Genomic DNA, 19,217 nt, shown 5'->3' with positions numbered 1-19,217 from the left:
GTCGCCGGGACCGGGGCTACCGCGGGGCGGGCCCCTGCCGGGCGTCGAGCTGCGCGTCGATGAGCGCGTCCTCCTCGTCCTCGGCGCTCGGACGGCGTGAGCGCGGCTCCCGCCGGGCCCGCGCGGCGTCCGGGTCCTGGGCCGCGAGGAGGTCGCCGGCGGTGAGCGTGGTCTCCTCCCCGCGCGCGTCGCGCCGGTCGCGGCGCACGAGGAGCCAGAAGCCGGCGACCGCGCCGAGGGCGAACACCGCCCACTGGAACGCGTACGACAGGTGCGAGCCGGGGTCGGTGTCCGGCTTCGGGAGCGCCTCCAGGGTCTGCGCCGCGGGCGGCACCTCGGTGCGCAGCTGCCCGTAGGCGCCGACCGTGCGGCCCTCGGCCCAGCCGCCGCCGTCCGGGCCGGCGGCGAGGACCTGGTCGGTCGCGATGGCCTGCACCTGGCCCGCGGGCGCGTCCCGGCCCGACGGCGGCTCGTCGCCGCGCAGCGTCACGGTCGCCTCGACGTCGCCCGCGGGGGGCGGAGGCACGTCCCCGGGCGTGACGGCGTCGGTCCCCAGCGGCACGAACCCGCGGTCCACCACGACGACGAGCCCGTCCGGGGCGGACAGCGTGGGGTTCGTCACGAACGGGACGAGCACGTGGAAGCCGGGGCTGCCGCCCACCGGGCGGTTGCGCAGCAGGACCGTGGCGTCCGTCTCGTAGCGCCCCTCGAGGGTCACCGGCCGCCAGAGGTCGGCCTCGTCGAGCTCGGCACCCGGGGCGGGCAGCACGTCCTCCACCGGGACCGGGTCCGACGTGTAGTTCGCCTCGATGCGCTCGATCTCGGCGTCGCGCGAGACGTAGCGGTTCCACTGCCAGCGGCCCGCCACGAGGCACAGCGCGACGAGGACGAGGACCCCGACCGCGAGCGTCGCCCACTGGCGCGGGGTGCGCGGGTGGTGGGCGTCCGCGGTCGCGCGCTGCGGCGTCGGGCCCGCGGGGACCTGCGGTGGTGGGGCCTGCGTCACGGGGCCGCCCGGCGCTCGAGCTCGTCGACCGGCACCGTCGAGCGCCAGAACGAGCGGGCGCCGAGGAACGTCTCCAGGTACTCCCGGTGCGCGTCGCACGCGAGCCACACCTTGCGCCGCTCGGGCGTGTGGATCTTGGGGTTGTTCCACAGCAGGCCCCACGCGGCGGCCTCCTGGCAGCCCTTGGCGCTGCACACCAGCTCGTCCTCGCCGACAGGGTCGGCGAGGCCCAGGGCGTCGGTCACCGGCGGTCCTCCTCGTCGTCGTGCGGCTCGTGGGGCTCGGCGCCCCCGATGCCGTGGCTCCCGGGCGCACCCGCCGTGGGCAGCGCGCGGTGCTCCATGGGGGAGGTGTCGTAGTGCGCCTGGTCGCGGCCCGCGTTGGCGACGAGCACCGCGCTGTACGGCAGCACGACCGCGCCGACGGCGAGGACCCACGTCACCCAGCTGCCCTGCGCCAGGATGGCGCCGAAGATGCACACGAGCCGGATGCCCATCTGGATCAGGTACTTGCGCTCCCGGCGCGCCTGGTCCGCGGCGAGCGGTTCCGGTGCGGCGGTGATGCTCGGGACCGCCTCGGCCGACCTCCGGGCGGCGCGTCGTGTGGTCACCCGTCCAGTCTACGTTTGTCGGGACCCCACAAAGTGTGGGGGAACGGTGTGACCTGGGCGCACCGCGCACCGCGGGGCCCGCGCACGGTACGGTCGGTGCGGCGCCGTCGCGCCGGGCCCGGCAGGGCCCACCCGGCACCGGCCGTGCGGGACCCGTCCCCGGCCGCCGACCCACCCGACCGTCCCGAGGAGCCGCACGTGTCCGAAGCCACCGCCCCCGCCCCGCGCACCGTCGTCGTCACCGGCGCGAACCGGGGCATCGGCCGTGCCATCGCCGAGCGCTTCGTCGCGAACGGCGACCGCGTCGCGACCGTCTACCGTGGCGGTGACCTGCCCGCGGGCGTCTTCGGCGCCGTGGCGGACATCACCGACACCGCCGCCGTCGACGCCGCGTTCTCCGAGATCGAGAAGGAGCTCGGCCCGGTCGAGGTGCTCGTCGCGAACGCGGGCGTCACGCACGACCAGCTCCTGCTGCGAATGACCGACGAGGACTTCGAGTCCGTGATCGACGTCAACCTCACCGGCACGTTCCGCTGCGTGCGCCGGGTGACGAAGGGCATGATCCGGCTGCGCCGCGGGCGCATCGTGCTCGTGTCGTCCGTGATCGGCCTCTACGGCGGCGCGGGCCAGGTCAACTACGCCGCCTCGAAGGCCGCGCTCGTGGGCATGGCGCGCTCGATCACGCGCGAGCTCGGGTCGCGCAACATCACGGCGAACGTCGTGGCGCCCGGGTTCATCGACACCGCGATGACCGCCGAGCTCCCCGAGGAGCGCCAGGCCGCGTACAAGTCCGCCATCCCCGCGGGCCGGTTCGCCCAGGCGGACGAGGTCGCCGGGGTCGTGCAGTTCCTCGCGTCCGACGACGCGGCGTACGTCTCGGGGGCCGTGATCCCCGTCGACGGCGGCCTCGGCATGGGCCACTGAACGCACCCCGCGGCGCCACCGGCGCCGGCTCCGCGGCGCCGTCACTGACGCGCCCGCCCCACCTCTCTTTCAGTACGCTCGCCTCAGCGCGCCCACAGCGGGCGCACGACGGAAGGAAACCGATGGGTCTGCTCGACGGCAAGAAGCTCCTCGTCACGGGAGTGCTCACCGACTCCTCGATCGCGTTCCACGCGGCGCGGCTCGCGCAGGAGGAGGGTGCCGAGGTCGTGCTCTCCTCGTTCGGCCGCCAGATGAAGCTCACGCAGGCCTTCGCGAAGCGCCTGCCGGTCGAGGCGCCCGTCGTGCAGCTCGACGTCACGAACGACGACGACCTCGCCGGCCTCGCGGACGCGGTGCGCGAGCACACGGACCGCCTCGACGGCGTCGTGCACTCCATCGGCTTCGCGCCGCAGAGCGTCATGGGTGGCAACTTCCTCTCCGGCACCTGGGAGGACGTGGCGACCGCGCTCCAGGTCTCGACCTTCTCCTACAAGTCGCTCGCGGTCGCGGCGAAGCCGCTCATGACCGACGGCGGCGCCGTCGTCGGCCTCACGTTCGACGCGCAGTTCGCCTGGCCGGTCTACGACTGGATGGGCGTCGCGAAGGCGGGCCTCGAGTCCGCGAACCGCTACCTCGCGCGCGACCTCGGCCCCGACGGCATCCGGGCCAACCTGGTCTCCGCGGGCCCGATCCGCACCACGGCGGCGAAGTCCATCCCGGGCTTCGCGCAGATGGAGGACGCCTGGCCGAACCGGGCGCCCCTCGGCTGGGACCAGACGACGGCGGAGCCCGCCGCGCGCGCGGTCGTCGCGCTCCTGTCCGACTGGTTCCCGGCGACGACCGGCGAGATCGTGCACGTCGACGGCGGCGTGCACGCCATGGGGCAGTGACCGCGGAGGAGCGCAACGGCGCGCAGACCCCCGACGGCGGCACGCGCCGCCTCGTCCTGCTGCGCCACGCGAAGGCCGAGCCCGGCGGCGGGAGCGTCGACGACGTGCTGCGCCCCCTCGCGCTGAACGGCCGCCGGCAGGCGGTGCGCGTCGGCGCGGCGCTGCGCGAGACGGGGCTCGTCCCCGAGCGCGTGCTGTGCTCCTCCGCGCTGCGCACGCGTCAGACGTGGGAGCTCCTGTCGGCGCACCTGGGCGACGTCGCGCCCGACGTGCTCGTGAGCGACGGCCTCTACGCGGCCGACGTCGCCGACGTCCTGGACCTCCTGCGCACCACGGACCCGCGCGTCCGCACGCTGCTCGTCGTCGGGCACGAGCCCACGATGGCGGCCACCGCGTCGTACCTGGCGGACCCGGCGTCCGACGGCGGCGCGCTCGCCCAGGTGCGCGTCGGCGTGCCGACCGCGACGTACTCGGTGCTGGAGTCCGGGGCGTCGTGGGGCGCGTGGGAGCCGCAGGCCGCCCTGCTGACCTACGTGGGCCGCCCGTCCTGACCCGGTCCCGGCGCACCCGCACGACGGAGCCCTGGCACCCCACGGTGCCAGGGCTCTCGTGCGTCCGGGGTCAGCGCGCGGCGTCGACCTGGTCGACGACCGCGAGCACCGCGTCGAGACGCGGTCCGTCGACGCCGTAGGGCGCCTGCTCGCGCACGACGGGCTTGGCCGCGAAGGCGATGCCGACGCCCGCGGCGCCGATCATGTCGAGGTCGTTCGCGCCGTCGCCCACGGCGATCGTCGCGCTCATCGGCAGGTCGAGCTCGGCCGCGAACTCGCGCAGCGCGGCCTCCTTCGCCGCACGGTCGACCACCGGCCCGGTCGTGCGGCCCGTGAGCCTCCCGCCGGAGACCTCGAGCCGGTTCGCGCGGAAGCGCGTGATGCCGAGCTCGGCCGCGAGACCCGCCACGACCTCCTCGAAGCCGCCCGAGACGAGCGCGACCTCCCAGCCGCGGCGTCGGGCCTCGGCCACGAGCTCACGGACGCCGGGGGTGAAGGTCGCGCGCTCGCGGACGTCGTCGAACGCCTCGACGGGCACGCCCGCGAGGGTCGCGACGCGCTCGCGCAGCGAGGCGCCGAAGTCGATCTCGCCGCGCATCGCGCGCTCGGTCACCGCGGCGACCTCGGTGCGCGTGCCGGCGTGGTCGGCGAGGAGCTCGATGACCTCCTGCTCGATGAGCGTCGAGTCGACGTCCATGACGAGGAGCCGCACGGGGGCGCTCGGCGGGTCGGGGGTCACGCGAGGGCTCCTCGGGCTGGCGGTCGCGGGCGGGGCAGGGCTCGGCGCGGCGTCGGGCACGTGCACGACGCCGGTCGGGGAAGGCGTCACTCGACGACCGTCCCCTTGGGGACGACCGTGATCCCGGACTCGGTGACCGTGAAGCCGCGCGCGCGGTCCTGCTCCGGGTCGAGGCCGATGCGGGCCTGCTCCCCGACGACGACGTTCTTGTCGATGATCGCGCGGTGCACCTGCGCGTGGCGGTGCACCTGCACGCCGTCCATGAGCACGGAGTCCGAGACGGACGACCACGAGTGCAGGTAGGTGCCGGGCGACAGGACGGAGCCGACCGCCGTCGCGCCCGAGATGATCACGCCGGGGGAGACGATCGAGTCCGCGGCGTGGCCCAGGCGGCCGCGCCCGGCGTGCACGAACTTCGCGGGCGGCAGACCGGTGTAGCCGGTGTGCAGCGGCCACTCCTCGTTGTAGAGGTTGAAGACCGGCGTGACGGCGATGAGGTCCTTGTTCGCGTCGTAGTACGAGTCGATCGTCCCCACGTCGCGCCAGTAGTCGCGGTCGCGGTCCGTCGAGCCCGGCACGTCGTTGCGGATGAAGTCGTAGACCGCCGCGGTGCCCTTCTCGACGAAGGCGGGCACGATGTCGCCGCCCATGTCGTGGCGGGAGTCCGCGTTCGCGGCGTCGGACGTGACGGCCTCGACCAGCGCGTCGGTGTCGATGACGTAGTTGCCCATCGAGGCGAGCACCTCGTCCGGGGAGTCGGCGAGGCCCACCGGGTCCGACGGCTTCTCGCGGAACGCGGCGATCTTCGTCGGGTCCTTCGGGTCGGTCTCGATGACGCCGAACTGGTCCGCCATCGAGATCGGCTGGCGGATGCCCGCGACGGTGAGCTGCGCGCCGGACTCGACGTGCGCGTCGACCATCTGGGAGAAGTCCATGCGGTACACGTGGTCCGCGCCCACGACGACGACGATGTCCGGACGCTCGTCGTCGATGATGTTGAGGCACTGGTAGATCGCGTCCGCGCTGCCGAGGTACCAGTGCTTGCCGACGCGCTGCTGCGCGGGCACCGGAGCGACGTAGTTGCCGAGCAGCGACGACATGCGCCACGTCTTCGTGATGTGCCGGTCGAGGCTGTGCGACTTGTACTGCGTGAGCACGATGATGTGCAGGTAGTGCGAGTTCACGAGGTTGGACAGCGCGAAGTCGACCAGGCGGTAGATGCCCCCGAACGGCACCGCGGGCTTGGCCCGCGAGGCGGTGAGCGGCATGAGGCGCTTGCCCTCGCCCCCGGCGAGGACGATGGCGAGGACTCGGGGTGCGGCGGCCATGCCCAGACGGTAGCCCCTCGGGGCGGGACCACGCAGCAGGACCCGCATCCTGGGCGCGGGTCGCGTCGGCCCCGCCCACCGGGGGTCCGCGGCGGGCGACTCGGCTACGGTGTGGCGCGTGAGAGTCGACCTCCTGACCCGTGAGTACCCGCCGCACGTCTACGGCGGGGCCGGCGTGCACGTCGCCGAGCTGTCCGCGGTGCTGCGGCGCCACGTCGACGTGCGCGTGCGCTGCTTCGACGGCCCGCGCGGCGACGACGGCGTGACCGGGTACTCCGTGCCCGGCGTCCTGTCCGGGGCGAACGCCGCGCTCGGCACGTTCGGCGTCGACCTGCAGATGGCGGACGACGTCGCGGGCGCCGACCTCGTGCACTCGCACACCTGGTACGCGAACCTCGGGGGCCACCTCGCGGGGCTGCTGCACGGCGTCCCGCACGTGCTGTCCGCGCACTCGCTCGAGCCGCTGCGGCCGTGGAAGGCGGAGCAGCTCGGCGGCGGGTACGCGCTGTCGTCGTGGGCGGAGCGCACCGCGTACGAGGGTGCCGCGGGGATCGTCGCGGTCTCCGGCGGGATGCGCGACGACATCCTGCGTGTCTACCCGCAGGTCGACCCGGCGAAGGTGCACGTCGTGCACAACGGGATCGACCTCGACGGCTGGCGCCGTCCCGAGCCGGGCGTGCAGCAGGACGTCGCCGACCGCGTCGTGCGCGACCTGGGGATCGACCCCGGGCGGCCCGCCGTGGTGTTCGTCGGGCGGATCACGCGCCAGAAGGGGCTGCCGTACCTGCTGCGGGCCGCGCGCTCGCTGCCCGACGACGTCCAGCTCGTCCTGTGCGCGGGCGCCCCGGACACCCCGGAGATCGCCGCGGAGGTGAGCGGCGCCGTCGCCGAGCTGCAGGCCGAGCGCAGCGGGGTCGTCTGGATCGAGCAGATGCTGCCGCGCGCCGAGCTCGTCGCGGTGCTCGCCGCGTCGACCGTCTTCGTCTGCCCGTCCGTGTACGAGCCGCTCGGCATCGTCAACCTCGAGGCGATGGCCGTCGGGCTGCCCGTCGTCGGGACCGCCACGGGCGGCATCCCCGAGGTCGTGGACGACGGCGTCACCGGCCTCCTCGTGCCGATCGACCAGGCGGACGACGGCACGGGCACGCCGCTCGACCCCGACCGCTTCGTCGCCGACCTCGCCGCCGCGCTCACGCAGGTCGTGAGCGACCCCGAGCGGGCCGCCGCGATGGGCCGCGCGGCCCGGCAGCGCGTCGAGGACCACTTCGCGTGGGACGCGATCGGCGAGCGCACGCTCGAGGTCTACCGGACGGTGCTGGGGCAGTCGTGACCACCGCGGGGAGCGACCGGGTCGACGAGGCGTCGCGCCTCGTCGCCGCCGCGCCCCGCGCCGTGTACCGCGCGCTCGTCGACCAGGACGCGCTCGCGGCCTGGCTGCCGCCCGACGGCATGACGGGGAGCTTCGAGCGCTTCGACCTGCGCCCCGGCGGCGGCTACCGCATGGTCCTCGCCTACGACGACCCGCAGGCCGACCCCGGGAAGACGGGCGAGGGGACCGACGTCGTCGACGTCGCGGTCGTCGACCTCGTCCCGGGCCGGAGCGTCGTGCAGCAGGTCGTCTTCGCCGCGGACGATTCGGCGTTCGCCGGGACCATGACGATGACGTGGACCGTCGAGCCGGTCGGGGACGGCGCGCGCGTCACGGTCCGTGCGACGGGCGTGCCGCCGGGCATCTCCCCGGCGGACCACGCCGCCGGGATGGCCTCCTCGCTCGCCCACCTCGACGCCTACGTGACGTCGCGCGCCTGACGGCCGACGCCGCGCGGACCGGGCCGGGCGGTGGCGGTCAGCGGTCCGGGTCAGGCGGTGGCGGCCCAGAACGTGGCGGCGCCCACGGCGTGGCGGGACGCGCGGTCGACCTCGCGCAGCGCCGTCGAGCGCTGGTCGGCCTGCCAGAGGTTGACGGCGCCGCCGTCGTCGGCGGTCGCGAGGTCGACGATCGCGCGCAGGCGCACGGCCTGCACGAGGACCTGGACGGCGCGCGGCGGGACGCCGGGCGGGAGCTGCCAGGTCGGGGCGCCGCCCGCGCGCAGGTCGGCGATGGCGCCCGCGGCGTCGTCGCGCCAGCGGGCGACGTCGAGCTCGTCGAGGGCGCGCGTGGCCAGCAGGAGCGCCGTGCGCAGGTCGCGCTCCGCCTCGGGGAGCGACCCGACCGCGCCGAGCACGCGGGCGCTCCACGGCCCGACCTGCGTGACGTGCCACGTGACGAGGTGGCCCGGCTCCAGGTCGCTGCCGAACTCGGTGACCTCGGGCACGAGCGCCCACGACCCGGACGACGTCGTGACCACGACGCTCTCGCCCGCGTCCGTCGCGCTCGCGGAGACCTCGGGCGGGACGCCCGACACGTCGCCGGGGACCGGCGCGAGCGCGACGACCTCGCGCGCGTCGCCGGCCCACGCGCCCGCGAGGTCCGCGAGCCGGACGTCGCCGAGCGCCCCGGACACCACGTGCGGCTCGTCGTCGCGCTCCACGGCGCGCACGAGGCGGGCCGTCCCGTCGTCGTCGCCGAGGCGCGCGGCGCGCAGCCACAGCGCGAGCAGGGCGCTGCGAGGGAGGGCGCCCGCGCTCGACGCGGAGCCGGGGCCCGGGGCGGGCTGCGGGGCGTCGTGCGGACCCCCGGACGAGTGTGAGACCACGACGGCCAACCTATAGGGTCGGTGACCATGAGCGCGGTTCTCGACCTGAAGGGCGTCACCGTCCGACGCCACCCCAAGACCATCCTCGACGCGGTGGACTGGCAGGTGAACGAGGGCGAGCGGTGGGTCGTGCTGGGCCGCAACGGCGCCGGCAAGACGACGCTCCTGCAGATCGCGTCCGCACGCATGCACCCCACGGCCGGCACGGCCGACGTCCTCGGCGAGCGGCTCGGCCGCGTCGACGTGTTCGAGCTGCGCCCGCGCGTCGGGCTCGCGTCCGCGGCCCTGGCCGACCGCATCCCCGGCGACGAGACCGTGCGCGACGTCGTGCTCACCGCCGCCTACGGCGTCACGGGGCGGTGGCGCGAGGAGTACGAGGAGTTCGACGCGCAGCGCGCGGACGACCTGCTCGCCGCGTTCGGCGTCGACCACCTCGCGGACCGCACCTTCGGCACGCTGTCCGAGGGGGAGCGCAAGCGCACGCAGATCGCGCGCGCCCTCATGACGGACCCGGAGCTCCTGCTGCTCGACGAGCCCGCCGCGGGCCTCGACCTCGGGGGCCGCGAGGAGCTCGTGGGCGCGCTCGCGGAGCTCGCCGGAGACCCGGCGTCGCCGGTCCTCGTGCTCGTCACGCACCACGTCGAGGAGATCCCGCCGGGCTTCACGCACGTCCTGCTGCTCAAGGACGGCGTCGTACACACCGCGGGCCCGATCCGCGACGTGCTCACCGCGGAGAACCTCAGCGACGCGTTCGGCGTGCCGCTGCTCGTCGCGCACGGCGGCGGCCGGTGGATGGCGCGCGCCGCGCGGGCGTGACCTCCGCGCGCGGCACGCGCCCGGGGCGTGCACCGCGGGCGGAAATTCGGTAAAGTACACGTAAAGCGCGCACGTGGGATCGGGGGTCGAGATGGACTGGCTGTGGTGGGTCGGAGCGGCACTGCTCCTCGGTCTCGTGGAGATCATCTCGCTCGACCTCGTGCTCATCATGCTCGCCGGGGGATCGCTCGCCGCCGCCGGCGTCAACGCCGCCGGCGGGCCGCTCTGGCTCCAGATCGTCGCGTTCGCGGTCGTGAGCGTCATCCTGCTCCTCACGCTGCGCCCGTGGCTCCTGCGGCACCTGCGCTCGCGCGTCCCGCTCACGGAGACGAACGTCGCGGCGCACGTCGGCCGCACGGCGCTCGCCGTGGACCGCGTCAGCGAGTTCGGCGGCCGCGTGAAGCTCGTCGGGGAGGTCTGGACCGCGCGGACCGAGCCCGACGCGCCGCAGATCCCCGTGGGCACGGAGGTGCGCGTCGTCCGGATCGACGGCGCGACGGCCGTCGTCGCGCCGCTGCCCGCCCAGCACCCCACCGGGTCGTGACCAGCCGGCACACCCGCACCGCGCCGCCGGGCGACCGGTCGCGCGACCGACGACCAGGAGGCAGTCGATGAACGACCCCAGTCCCGGAACGATCCTCGCGTACGTCGTCCTCGCGCTGATCCTGATCTTCGTCATCGTCGCGCTCGTCAAGGCGGTGCGCATCGTGCCGCAGGCGGTCGCGATCATCGTCGAGCGCCTGGGCCGGTACTCGCGCACGCTCGAGCCGGGCCTGCACCTCCTGGTGCCGTTCATCGACCGCGTCCGTGCCTCGGTCGACCTGCGCGAGCAGGTCGTGTCGTTCCCGCCGCAGCCGGTCATCACGTCCGACAACCTCGTGGTGAGCATCGACACGGTGATCTACTTCCAGGTCACCGAGCCGAAGTCCGCGGTCTACGAGATCGCGAACTACATCACCGCGATCGAGCAGCTGACCGTCACGACCCTGCGCAACGTCATCGGCTCGATGGACCTCGAGCAGACGCTCACGAGCCGCGACCAGATCAACGGCCAGCTCCGCGGCGTCCTCGACGAGGCGACCGGGCGCTGGGGCATCCGCGTGAACCGCGTCGAGCTCAAGTCGATCGACCCGCCGCCCAGCGTGCAGGGCTCCATGGAGCAGCAGATGCGCGCCGAGCGTGACCGCCGCGCCGCGATCCTCACCGCGGAGGGCGTCAAGCAGTCGCAGATCCTCACGGCCGAGGGTGAGAAGCAGGCGGCGATCCTCCGGGCCGAGGGTGACGCGCAGTCCCAGATCCTCCGGGCCGAGGGCGAGGCGCGCGCGATCCTCCAGGTCTTCGACGCCATCCACGAGGGCGACGCGGACCCGAAGCTGCTCGCCTACCAGTACCTCCAGATGCTCCCGCAGATCGCGAACGGCACGGCGAGCAAGCTGTGGGTCGTGCCGACGGAGTTCACGGCGGCGCTCGGCTCGATCGCCAAGGGGTTCGGCGGCGTGCCGGGGATCGACGGCGGGGGAGTGCCGAGCGGGGGCCCTGCCGAGGACGCGGAGGCGGCCGAGGCGAGCGCCGAGGCGCGTCGCGAGCGCGACCGTGACCGTGTGAAGTTCGGCGTCCCGTCGCTGACCGACCCTGCCGAGGCCCTGGCCGAGGCGCGGCGTCAGGCGGAGGCCGCGACGGCGGACGCGACGAGCTCGGGCACGCGGTCGGGCCTGCCGTTCGACCCGCAGACCGAGCGGGGCCAGCACCCGGGCGGCCCCGGCGAGCACCACGCGGCCGCGCCGGAGCCCGGGACCGCCACGCCGCGTCCGCTGGGCGGGCCGTCGCAGTACGCGCCGCCGCCTCCGCAGCCGATCGTCGAGGACGCGCCGACCACGGACGAGCCCCCGCGCGACGAGCCGCCCGCCGGCGGGCCGCCGTCCTTCTCGCCGCGGCACTGACGGGGCGCCACCGCGCGGCCCCAGCGGCCGCGGTGGCACCCGGCCACGCACGACGACGCCCCTGCACCCACCCGGGTGCGGGGGCGCCGTCGCGCCGCCCGCCGGAGGTTCGCCGGGAGCGGACGGCTTGAGAGTGAGTGCTCACTCAGTTACCGTCGTGACGTGGTCCCCGTCTCCGTGCCCTCCGACGCCCCGCCCGACGCTCCTCTCGACGCGCCCTCGGGCGCGCGGTCCGAGGCGTCCACCCCGGAGCGCACGCGCGCACGGCCGCTCTCGCGCGAGGAGCGCCGCGACGCGATCGCCGCCGCGACGATCCCGCTGCTCGTCCAGCACGGCGCCGCCGTGACGACGCGCCAGATCGCCGACGCCGCGGGCGTCGCGGAGGGCACGCTGTTCCGCGCGTTCGCGGACAAGGACGAGATCCTCCACGCCGCGGTCGTGCGCTCGCTCGACCCGGCGCCCGCCGTCGCCGCGATCGGCACGCTCCCGGACGACGACGGGCTGCGCCCGCTCGTCGTGAGCATCGTCGAGTTCCTGCTCGAGGCGCAGCGCGTCGGCATGCGCATCTTCGCCGCGGCGCACCAGGTGCTCGACCCGCACCGCGCGACGGCGGACCGCGCCGAGGCCGTGCGCCGGATGCGAGCCGGGGACGGCCGGGACGCCCGCCGCGCCGGGTTCGACGCCCGGGAGCGCTCGGCGCGCGAGATCGTCGCGGCGATCGAGAGCAAGCTCGCGGCGCACCGGGCTCAGCTGCGCGTGGACCCCGGGCTGGCCGCCCGGGCGCTGTTCTCGCTCGTCTTCGGAAACGCCTTGCCGCACCTCTCGGGCGGTGACAGGCTCGACGCCGTGCAGCTCGCCGACCTCATCCTCGGCGGCATCGGGGCGGACGTCACGACCGACCCGTCGCCCTGACCGGCGGCCCGTCCACGACGCGCGCGCACCCTCGCCCGGTGCCGCCCGCCCCGCGCACCCGCGACCCGCGGCTCGCGCCCTCGTCCCGCAGCCCCCTCCCGGACAGGAAGCCCATGCTCGTCAGCCTCTTGCGGACGCGACTGCGTCCCTACCGGACGCCGATCGTCGTCCTCCTCGTGCTCCAGCTCCTCGCGACGCTCGCGTCGCTCTACCTGCCGAGCCTCAACGCCGACATCATCGACCAGGGCGTCACGCAGGGCGACACCGCGTACATCATGCGCACCGGCGGCCTCATGCTCCTCGTGAGCCTCGGCCAGGTCGTGTGCGCGGTCGCGGCCGTCTACTTCGGCGCCAGGGTCGCCATGTCGTTCGGCCGCGACGTGCGCGCCGGGCTGTTCACCAACGTGCAGCGCTTCTCCGCCCAGGAGATGGGCCAGTTCGGGGCGCCGTCCCTCATCACCCGCACGACGAACGACGTGCAGCAGGTGCAGATGCTCGTGCTGCTCTCGCTGACCATCATGGTCATGGCGCCCATCATGCTGGTCGGCGGCGTCGTCATGGCGCTGCAGGAGAACGTCGAGCTCTCCGGCCTGCTGCTCGTCATCGTGCCGGTCCTCGGGGTGAGCGTCGGGCTCATCATCTGGCGGATGGTGCCCTACTTCCGGCAGATGCAGAAGAAGATCGACGGCATCAACGCCGTGCTGCGCGAGCAGATCACCGGCATCCGCGTGATCCGCGCGTTCGTGCGGGAGCGTCGCGAGGCCGAGCGGTTCGACGTCGCGAACGACGCCCTGTTCGACGTCTCGCTCAAGGCGGGCAAGCTCATGGCGCTCATGTTCCCGACCGTCATGCTCGTCATGAACGCGTCGAGCATCGCGGTGCTGTGGTTCGGCGGGCGCCAGATCGACGCCGGCGACATGGAGGTCGGGGCGCTCACCGCGTTCCTGTCGTACCTCATGTACATCCTCATGGCCGTGATGATGTCGACGATGATGTTCATGATGGTGCCGCGCGCGGCCGTCTCCGCGGAGCGCATCACCGACGTCATGCAGACCCGCGCGACGGTCGTCGAGCCCGAGCGGCCGGTCGCCCTCACCACGCGGACGGGCCGCGTCGAGCTCGACGGCGTCGAGTTCCGCTACCCCGGGGCCGAGGAGCCGGTGCTCCACGACGTGTCGTTCGTCGCGGAGCCCGGGCGGACCACGGCGATCATCGGCTCGACCGGCTCCGGCAAGACGACGCTCCTCAACCTCGTGCCGCGGCTGTTCGACGTGACGGGCGGCTCCGTGCGGATCGACGGGACCGACGTGCGCGACCTCACCGGCGCGGACCTCGGCTCCCTCCTCGGCCTCGTGCCGCAGAAGGCCTACCTGTTCTCCGGGACGGTCGCCGACAACCTCCGCTACGGCCGGCCCGACGCCACCGAGGAGCAGATGTGGGAGGCCCTCGAGGTGGCGCAGGCGCGCGACTTCGTCGAGGCGCTCGACGGCGGCCTCGACGCACCGGTCGCGCAGGGCGGCACGAACTTCTCGGGCGGGCAGCGTCAGCGACTCGCGATCGCCCGCGCGGTCGTGCGCGACCCGGCGGTCTACCTGTTCGACGACTCGTTCTCCGCGCTCGACTACGCGACGGACGCCCGCCTGCGCGCGGCGCTCGCGCCCCGCACGCGGCGCTCGACCGTGATCGTCGTGGCGCAGCGCGTCGCGACGATCCGGGGCGCCGACCAGATCCTCGTGCTCGACCACGGCCGCATCGTCGGTCGCGGCACGCACGCCGAGCTCCTCGAGTCCAACGAGACGTACCAGGAGATCGTCTACTCCCAGCTCTCGATCGAGGAGGCAGCATGAGCGGCGAGCAGGACGCCTCGCGCACGCCCGCGACGTCGGGCGACGGCGCTCCCGAGACCGGCGCACCCGCGGCGGCCGGCGGGCGCGACGTCGCCGGGACCCGGCTCGCGGGCCGACCCCGCGGTGGCGGCGGGCACGGCCCCATGGGCGGCATGGGCGTCCCCGGGGAGAAGGCGCTCGACTTCAAGGGCTCCCTGCGCCGGTTCGTGGGCTCGCTGCGCCCCGAGCGCGTGCCGATCGTCGCCGTCGTGATCCTCGGCGTGGTGTCCGTGGCGCTGGCGGTCGCCGGGCCGAAGCTCCTCGGCAACGCGACGAACATCATCTTCGCGGGCGTGGTCGGCTCGCAGCTCCCGGCCGGCGTCACCCAGCAGCAGGCCGTCGAGGCGCTGCGGGCGCAGGGCCAGGACCAGGTCGCCGACCTCGTCTCCGGCGTGCCGGGGCTCGTCCCCGGCGAGGGCATCGATTTCACCGCGCTCGCGACCGTGCTCGCGTGGGTGCTCGCCGTGTACGTCGGCTCGTTCCTCTTCGGCTGGCTCCAGGGGCGCATCACGGCGATCGTCGTGCAGCGCACGGTCTACCGGCTGCGGGGCGAGGTGCAGGCCAAGCTGGCGCGCCTGCCGCTGTCGTACTTCGACCGCAACGCGCGCGGCGAGATCCTCTCGCGCGTGACGAACGACATCGACAACATCTCCCAGACGCTCACGCAGACGCTGTCCCAGCTCGTGACGTCCGTGCTCACGGTGGTCGGCGTGCTCGGCGTGATGTTCTGGATCTCGCCGCTGCTCGCGGTCGTCGCGCTCGTCACGGTGCCGCTGTCCGTGCTGGTCACGGCGCAGATCGCGAAGCGGTCCCAGCCGCAGTTCATCCGGCAGTGGGCCGCGACGGGCCGCCTCAACGCGCACATCGAGGAGATGTACACCGGCCACACGCTCGTCAAGGTGTACGGCCACCAGCAGGCCGCGATCGACGACTTCGAGCGCGAGAACGCGGCGCTCTACGACGCGAGCTTCCGCGCGCAGTTCATCTCGGGCACCATCCAGCCCGCGATGGGCTTCCTCGCGAACCTCAACTACGTGATCGTCGCGGTCGTGGGCGGCCTGCGGGTCGCGTCGGGCACGATGACCCTCGGTGACGTGCAGGCGTTCATCCAGTACTCGCGGCAGTTCACGCAGCCGATCACCCAGATCGCGTCGATGATGAACCTGCTCCAGTCGGGCGTCGCGTCGGCGGAGCGGGTCTACGACCTGCTCGACGCGCAGGAGCAGACGCCGGACCCGTCGCCCGCGAGGACGGTCGACCCGGTGCGTGGCCGCGTCGCGTTCGAGGACGTCTCGTTCTCCTACGACCCGGACGTCCCGCTCATCGAGCACCTCGACCTCGTGGTGGAACCGGGGCAGACGATCGCGATCGTCGGGCCGACGGGCGCGGGCAAGACGACGCTCGTCAACCTGCTCATGCGGTTCTACGACGTGGACGGGGGCCGGATCACGCTCGACGGCGTGGACACGCGGGACATGACGCGCGACGACCTGCGCTCCGACATCGGGATGGTCCTGCAGGACACGTGGCTCTTCAAGGGCACGATCGAGGAGAACCTGCGCTACGGCGTCCGCGACGGCCGCACCGTGGACGACGAGGCGTTCCTCGCCGCGACGCGTGCGACGCACGTCGACCCGTTCGTGCGCACGCTGCCCGACGGGTACGCCACGGTGATCGACGACGAGGGCTCGAGCGTGAGCGCGGGGGAGAAGCAGCTCCTCACGATCGCGCGTGCCTTCCTCGCCGACCCGGCGATCCTCGTGCTCGACGAGGCGACGAGCTCCGTCGACACGCGCACGGAGGTGCTCGTGCAGCAGGCGATGAACGCGCTGCGCGAGGGCCGCACGTCGTTCGTCATCGCGCACCGCCTGTCGACGATCCGCGACGCGGACACGATCCTCGTCATGGAGCACGGCTCGATCGTCGAGCAGGGGTCGCACGACGAGCTGCTCGCGGCCGGCGGCGCGTACGCCCGACTGTACGAGAGCCAGTTCGCGGCGCCGCTCGGCGCCGAGGCGGAGGACCCGGAGGGCGTGGGCGCTCCCGCGGGCGGTCCCGCGGGACGCTGACACGCCGCGGCCCGCACCGCGCCCACCCCGAGGGGTGCGGCGAGGTGCGGGCCGCGTGCGTACCGGCCGTCGCGCTCAGGCGAGCGAGAGGAAGAGCTTCTCGAGCTTCGCCACGTCGAGCGTCGGGTCCTCGCCGTCCTCGGTCGGCTCGGTGAGGCACTGGCGCATGCCGGACGCGATGATCGCGAACCCGGCCCGGTCCAGGGCGCGCGAGACGGCGGAGAGCTGCGTGACGACGTCCTCGCAGTCCCGCCCTTCGTCGAGCATGCGCACGACGGCCGCGAGCTGGCCCTGGGCGCGCTTGAGCCGGTTGGCGACCTTGCCCATGTCGGTGGGGTCGAGCTCCACGGTCGTCCTCCTGCGTTCGTCGGTGTTCTTGTCGGTTCTCGTCGTGGCGCGCCTGGTCAGGCGCAGGTGCAGCGCTGCTCGGGCGGCACCTCGGCCATGACCTCGTCGGCGTGCATGCCGCAGCCGGTCCAGGTGGTCTTGCCGCAGGTGCGGCACAGGGCGGGACTGCACATGGTGGGTCTCCTCGGGTGTGGGGGTCGATCGGGGGTGCGGGGGTCGGGGCTCGGCGGGGCCGGGTGCGGCCCGTGCGTGGTGGCGCAGGATCAGCGTCGCACGGCTCCGCCCGCGGCCTGCCACGCGCCGAGCCCGCCGGACAGGCTCGTCGCGGCGTAGCCGAGCGAGCGGAGCTGGCGCGCCGCGGTGCGCGAGCGCATCCCCGACGCGCACACGACGACGACGGTCGCGCCGTCCTGCAGGCGCCGCGGCGCGGCCGACGGGACGTCGGCGAGCGGCACGTGCACGGCCTGGGGCGCGTGCCCGGCGCGCCACTCGTCGCGCTCGCGCACGTCGAGGAGCGTCGCGCCGTCACGGACGAGCTGCACCGCGGTGGCGGCGTCGACGGTCGGGCGCACGCCCCCGTCGTCGGACGAGCGGGAGAACAGACGGCGGAGACGGACGATCATGCGGGGACTCCTTCGAGGGTGCGCGCGGCGCGCGGCGTGGTGGTCAGGGTGAGCCAGCCGCCGGAGAGGTTGCGCGCGTCGAGCCCGGCGGCGAGCAGGACACGGGTGGCGAGGTACGACCGCACGCCGCTCGCGCAGTGCACGGCGACGGGGCGCCCCGCCGCGGCGGCGCGCACCTCGTCGAGCCGCTCGCGCAGCTCGGTGTGCGGCACGTTGAGGGCGCCGTCGAGGTGGCCGCCGGCGTGCTCGGCGCGCGACCGGACGTCGAGCACGAGCGACGTCGCGACGACCTCGTCGAGGTCGGCCGCGTGCCACTGCGGCATGGTGCCGTCGAGCACGTTCTGCGCGACGAACCCCAGCATGTTGACGACGTCCTTGGCGGCGCCGTAGGGCGGGGCGTACGCGAGCTCGAGCTCCGCGAGGTCGTCGGCCGTGAGCCCGGCGCGCAGCGCGGTCGCGAGCACGTCGATGCGCTTGTCCACCCCCGCGCGGCCCACGGCCTGCGCGCCGAGCATGCGGCCGTCGGGCGCGAAGCTCGCCGTCACGTGGACCGGCTCGGCGCCGGGGAACCAGCCCGCGTGGTGGGCCGCGTGGACGCGCACCTGCTCGTGCACGACGTCGGCCGCCGCCAGGGTCGCGTGGCTCGGCCCGGTCACGGCGGCGGTGAGGCCGAACACGCGCACGATCGCGGTGCCCAGCACGGGCGCCTGCGGTGTCGTCCGGTGGCCCAGCATCGAGTCCGCGGCGCGCCGGCCCTGGCGGTTGGCGGGGCCGGCGAGCGGGACGGGGCCCGTCGCTCCGGTGACCGCGTGCACGACCTCGACGGCGTCGCCGACGGCCCACACGTGCGGGTCGGACGTGCGCTGGTCGGCGTCGACGCGGATCGCTCCGCGCTCGCCGAGCGCGAGCCCGGCAGCCGCCGCGAGATCGCTCGCGGGCCGCACCCCGACGCTCACGAGCACCACGTCGGCGTCGAGGGCGGTGCCGTCCGTGAGCTCGAGCGCGACGGCGTGGTCCGCGCCCTCGGGCTGCGGCACGACGGCGCTCGCGGAGCTCCCGAGGTGGAGCCCGACGCCGTGGTCGCGGAGCTCGGCCGCGAGCAGCGGCGCGAGGTCGGGCTCCAGCGGCGGGAGCACCTGGTCGGCGCGCTCGACGACGTCGACCGTGAGACCACGGCCGACGAGGGCCTCCACGGCCTCGAGCCCGATGAAGCCCGCGCCGACGACGACGGCCCGCAGCGGGGCCGTGCGGCCCGCGGCGACCTCCGCCTCGAGCTGCGCGAGCCGGGCCGACAGGGCGTCGAGGTCCGCCATGGTCCGCAGCGTGTGCACGGCCGGGTGGTCGAGGCCCGCGACGGGCGGGAGCACGGTGGTCGCGCCGGGCGCGAGGAGGAGCGCGTCGTAGCCGAGCTCGTACGTGCCGTCCTCGGCGGCGACGGTGACCGTGCGCGCCGCGCGGTCGACCGCGGTGACGCGGTGACGCGTCCGCACGTCGAGGTCGAGGCTCGCGCGGAGCGAGGCGGGCGTGTGCAGCAGGAGGGCGTCACGCTCGGCGATCTCGCCCGCCACCTGGTACGGCAGGCCGCAGCCCGCGAACGAGACGTGGTCGGACTGCTCGAGCACGATGATCGACGCGCTCTCGTCGAGACGGCGGGCGCGCGCGGCGGCGCTCATGCCGCCCGCGACGCCGCCGACGACGACGATGCGGCGGGCGCCGTCGGGGTCGGACGGGTGGGTCGTCGAGCCGGGGGTCGAGGGGATCATGCTCTGACGATACCCCCCGGGGTATCGGTCGACGCAAGCCGACGGGCTGAGAAGTCGGTCACGGGACGCCCCGGGCGCCGCGCGGCCGCTCACAGCGGACGAACAGCCGTGGCATC

General features: G+C 74.6%; 20 protein-coding genes. 11 read left to right on the top strand and 9 right to left on the bottom strand.

The window, feature by feature from the left end:
• Positions 1-16: 16 nt before the first annotated feature.
• The 3 genes from HKK73_RS11080 to HKK73_RS11070 are packed head-to-tail and all read right to left on the bottom strand — an operon-like array spanning position 17 to position 1,616.
• Positions 17-1,006, bottom strand: coding sequence for an SURF1 family protein (locus HKK73_RS11080; protein ID WP_171468004.1), 990 nt, complete (start codon positions 1,004-1,006; stop codon positions 17-19).
• On the bottom strand, positions 1,003-1,251 hold the full coding sequence (locus tag HKK73_RS11075) for a hypothetical protein (protein WP_171468003.1): 249 nt from the start codon (positions 1,249-1,251) through the stop codon (positions 1,003-1,005). Before HKK73_RS11075 ends, HKK73_RS11080 begins: the two co-directional genes overlap by 4 nt.
• The gene (locus HKK73_RS11070; protein ID WP_081896064.1) at positions 1,248-1,616 is read right to left on the bottom strand and encodes a DUF3099 domain-containing protein; all 369 of its coding nucleotides are present in this window, start codon (positions 1,614-1,616) and stop codon (positions 1,248-1,250) included. The genes HKK73_RS11075 and HKK73_RS11070 overlap by 4 nt, the downstream gene beginning before the upstream one ends.
• 198 nt (positions 1,617-1,814) lie before the next feature.
• On the opposite strand from HKK73_RS11070, the gene fabG reads away from it, so the two are divergent.
• From fabG to HKK73_RS11055, 3 genes are all read left to right on the top strand, one after another.
• Positions 1,815-2,540 carry a 3-oxoacyl-ACP reductase FabG gene (gene fabG / locus HKK73_RS11065; RefSeq protein ID WP_043653054.1) on the top strand — a complete coding sequence of 242 codons (726 nt, stop codon included), beginning with the start codon at positions 1,815-1,817 and terminating at the stop codon, positions 2,538-2,540.
• A gap of 122 nt (positions 2,541-2,662) precedes the next feature.
• Positions 2,663-3,430: an enoyl-ACP reductase FabI gene (fabI, locus tag HKK73_RS11060; RefSeq protein ID WP_021483251.1), complete on the top strand. Its 768-nt coding sequence runs from the start codon at positions 2,663-2,665 to the stop codon at positions 3,428-3,430.
• Positions 3,427-3,981: a histidine phosphatase family protein gene (locus tag HKK73_RS11055; protein ID WP_137280639.1), complete on the top strand. Its 555-nt coding sequence runs from the start codon at positions 3,427-3,429 to the stop codon at positions 3,979-3,981. Before fabI ends, HKK73_RS11055 begins: the two co-directional genes overlap by 4 nt.
• Positions 3,982-4,051: 70 nt before the next feature.
• Here HKK73_RS11055 and serB read toward each other — a convergent pair whose 3' ends face one another.
• Entirely contained in the window at positions 4,052-4,720 is a 669-nt protein-coding gene (serB, locus tag HKK73_RS11050) for a phosphoserine phosphatase SerB (RefSeq protein ID WP_256380351.1), read from the bottom strand.
• A gap of 86 nt (positions 4,721-4,806) precedes the next feature.
• Positions 4,807-6,048, bottom strand: a complete 1,242-nt coding sequence (gene glgC, locus HKK73_RS11045; RefSeq protein WP_034655614.1) for a glucose-1-phosphate adenylyltransferase — start codon at positions 6,046-6,048, stop codon at positions 4,807-4,809.
• A gap of 118 nt (positions 6,049-6,166) precedes the next feature.
• Between glgC and glgA the strand changes: the two genes are divergently transcribed.
• Positions 6,167-7,378: a glycogen synthase gene (gene glgA / locus HKK73_RS11040; protein ID WP_034655639.1), complete on the top strand. Its 1,212-nt coding sequence runs from the start codon at positions 6,167-6,169 to the stop codon at positions 7,376-7,378.
• On the top strand, positions 7,375-7,857 hold the full coding sequence (locus tag HKK73_RS11035) for an SRPBCC domain-containing protein (RefSeq protein WP_137280638.1): 483 nt from the start codon (positions 7,375-7,377) through the stop codon (positions 7,855-7,857). Before glgA ends, HKK73_RS11035 begins: the two co-directional genes overlap by 4 nt.
• 50 nt (positions 7,858-7,907) lie before the next feature.
• On the opposite strand, the gene HKK73_RS11030 is transcribed toward HKK73_RS11035, so the two are convergent.
• Complete coding sequence (locus HKK73_RS11030; protein ID WP_253705623.1) at positions 7,908-8,744, bottom strand: hypothetical protein; 837 nt, start codon at positions 8,742-8,744, stop codon at positions 7,908-7,910.
• Positions 8,745-8,771: 27 nt separating this feature from the next.
• On the opposite strand from HKK73_RS11030, the gene HKK73_RS11025 reads away from it, so the two are divergent.
• From HKK73_RS11025 to HKK73_RS11000, 6 genes are all read left to right on the top strand, one after another.
• On the top strand, positions 8,772-9,560 hold the full coding sequence (locus HKK73_RS11025; protein ID WP_137280637.1) for an ABC transporter ATP-binding protein: 789 nt from the start codon (positions 8,772-8,774) through the stop codon (positions 9,558-9,560).
• A 73-nt stretch (positions 9,561-9,633) separates the two neighbouring features.
• Positions 9,634-10,104: an NfeD family protein gene (locus HKK73_RS11020; protein WP_319946773.1), complete on the top strand. Its 471-nt coding sequence runs from the start codon at positions 9,634-9,636 to the stop codon at positions 10,102-10,104.
• A gap of 67 nt (positions 10,105-10,171) precedes the next feature.
• Positions 10,172-11,500 (top strand): SPFH domain-containing protein, encoded by a 1,329-nt coding sequence (locus HKK73_RS11015; protein WP_086150611.1) that lies wholly within the window; start codon positions 10,172-10,174, stop codon positions 11,498-11,500.
• Positions 11,501-11,662: 162 nt separating this feature from the next.
• The gene (locus tag HKK73_RS11010) at positions 11,663-12,412 is read left to right on the top strand and encodes a TetR/AcrR family transcriptional regulator (protein WP_171468002.1); all 750 of its coding nucleotides are present in this window, start codon (positions 11,663-11,665) and stop codon (positions 12,410-12,412) included.
• Positions 12,413-12,525: 113 nt separating this feature from the next.
• Positions 12,526-14,259, top strand: a complete 1,734-nt coding sequence (locus tag HKK73_RS11005; protein ID WP_171468001.1) for an ABC transporter ATP-binding protein — start codon at positions 12,526-12,528, stop codon at positions 14,257-14,259.
• Positions 14,256-16,367 (top strand): ABC transporter ATP-binding protein, encoded by a 2,112-nt coding sequence (locus tag HKK73_RS11000; RefSeq protein WP_171468000.1) that lies wholly within the window; start codon positions 14,256-14,258, stop codon positions 16,365-16,367. Before HKK73_RS11005 ends, HKK73_RS11000 begins: the two co-directional genes overlap by 4 nt.
• 75 nt (positions 16,368-16,442) lie before the next feature.
• Here the strand turns inward: HKK73_RS11000 and HKK73_RS10995 are convergent, their stop codons facing one another.
• The 3 genes from HKK73_RS10995 to HKK73_RS10985 form a co-directional block, all read right to left on the bottom strand.
• Complete coding sequence (locus tag HKK73_RS10995) at positions 16,443-16,715, bottom strand: metal-sensitive transcriptional regulator (RefSeq protein WP_086150609.1); 273 nt, start codon at positions 16,713-16,715, stop codon at positions 16,443-16,445.
• 263 nt (positions 16,716-16,978) lie between these two features.
• Positions 16,979-17,338 carry a rhodanese-like domain-containing protein gene (locus tag HKK73_RS10990; protein ID WP_171467999.1) on the bottom strand — a complete coding sequence of 120 codons (360 nt, stop codon included), beginning with the start codon at positions 17,336-17,338 and terminating at the stop codon, positions 16,979-16,981.
• Complete coding sequence (locus HKK73_RS10985; RefSeq protein WP_171467998.1) at positions 17,335-19,101, bottom strand: FAD-dependent oxidoreductase; 1,767 nt, start codon at positions 19,099-19,101, stop codon at positions 17,335-17,337. The genes HKK73_RS10990 and HKK73_RS10985 overlap by 4 nt, the downstream gene beginning before the upstream one ends.
• Positions 19,102-19,217: the final 116 nt, after the last annotated feature.

The organism is Cellulosimicrobium sp. 72-3, assembly GCF_013127315.1.
Classification (GTDB): Bacteria; Actinomycetota; Actinomycetes; order Actinomycetales; family Cellulomonadaceae; genus Cellulosimicrobium; species Cellulosimicrobium funkei.
Note: the sequence above shows the minus strand (reverse complement) of the source record. Positions and strands in the feature narration are given on the sequence as shown.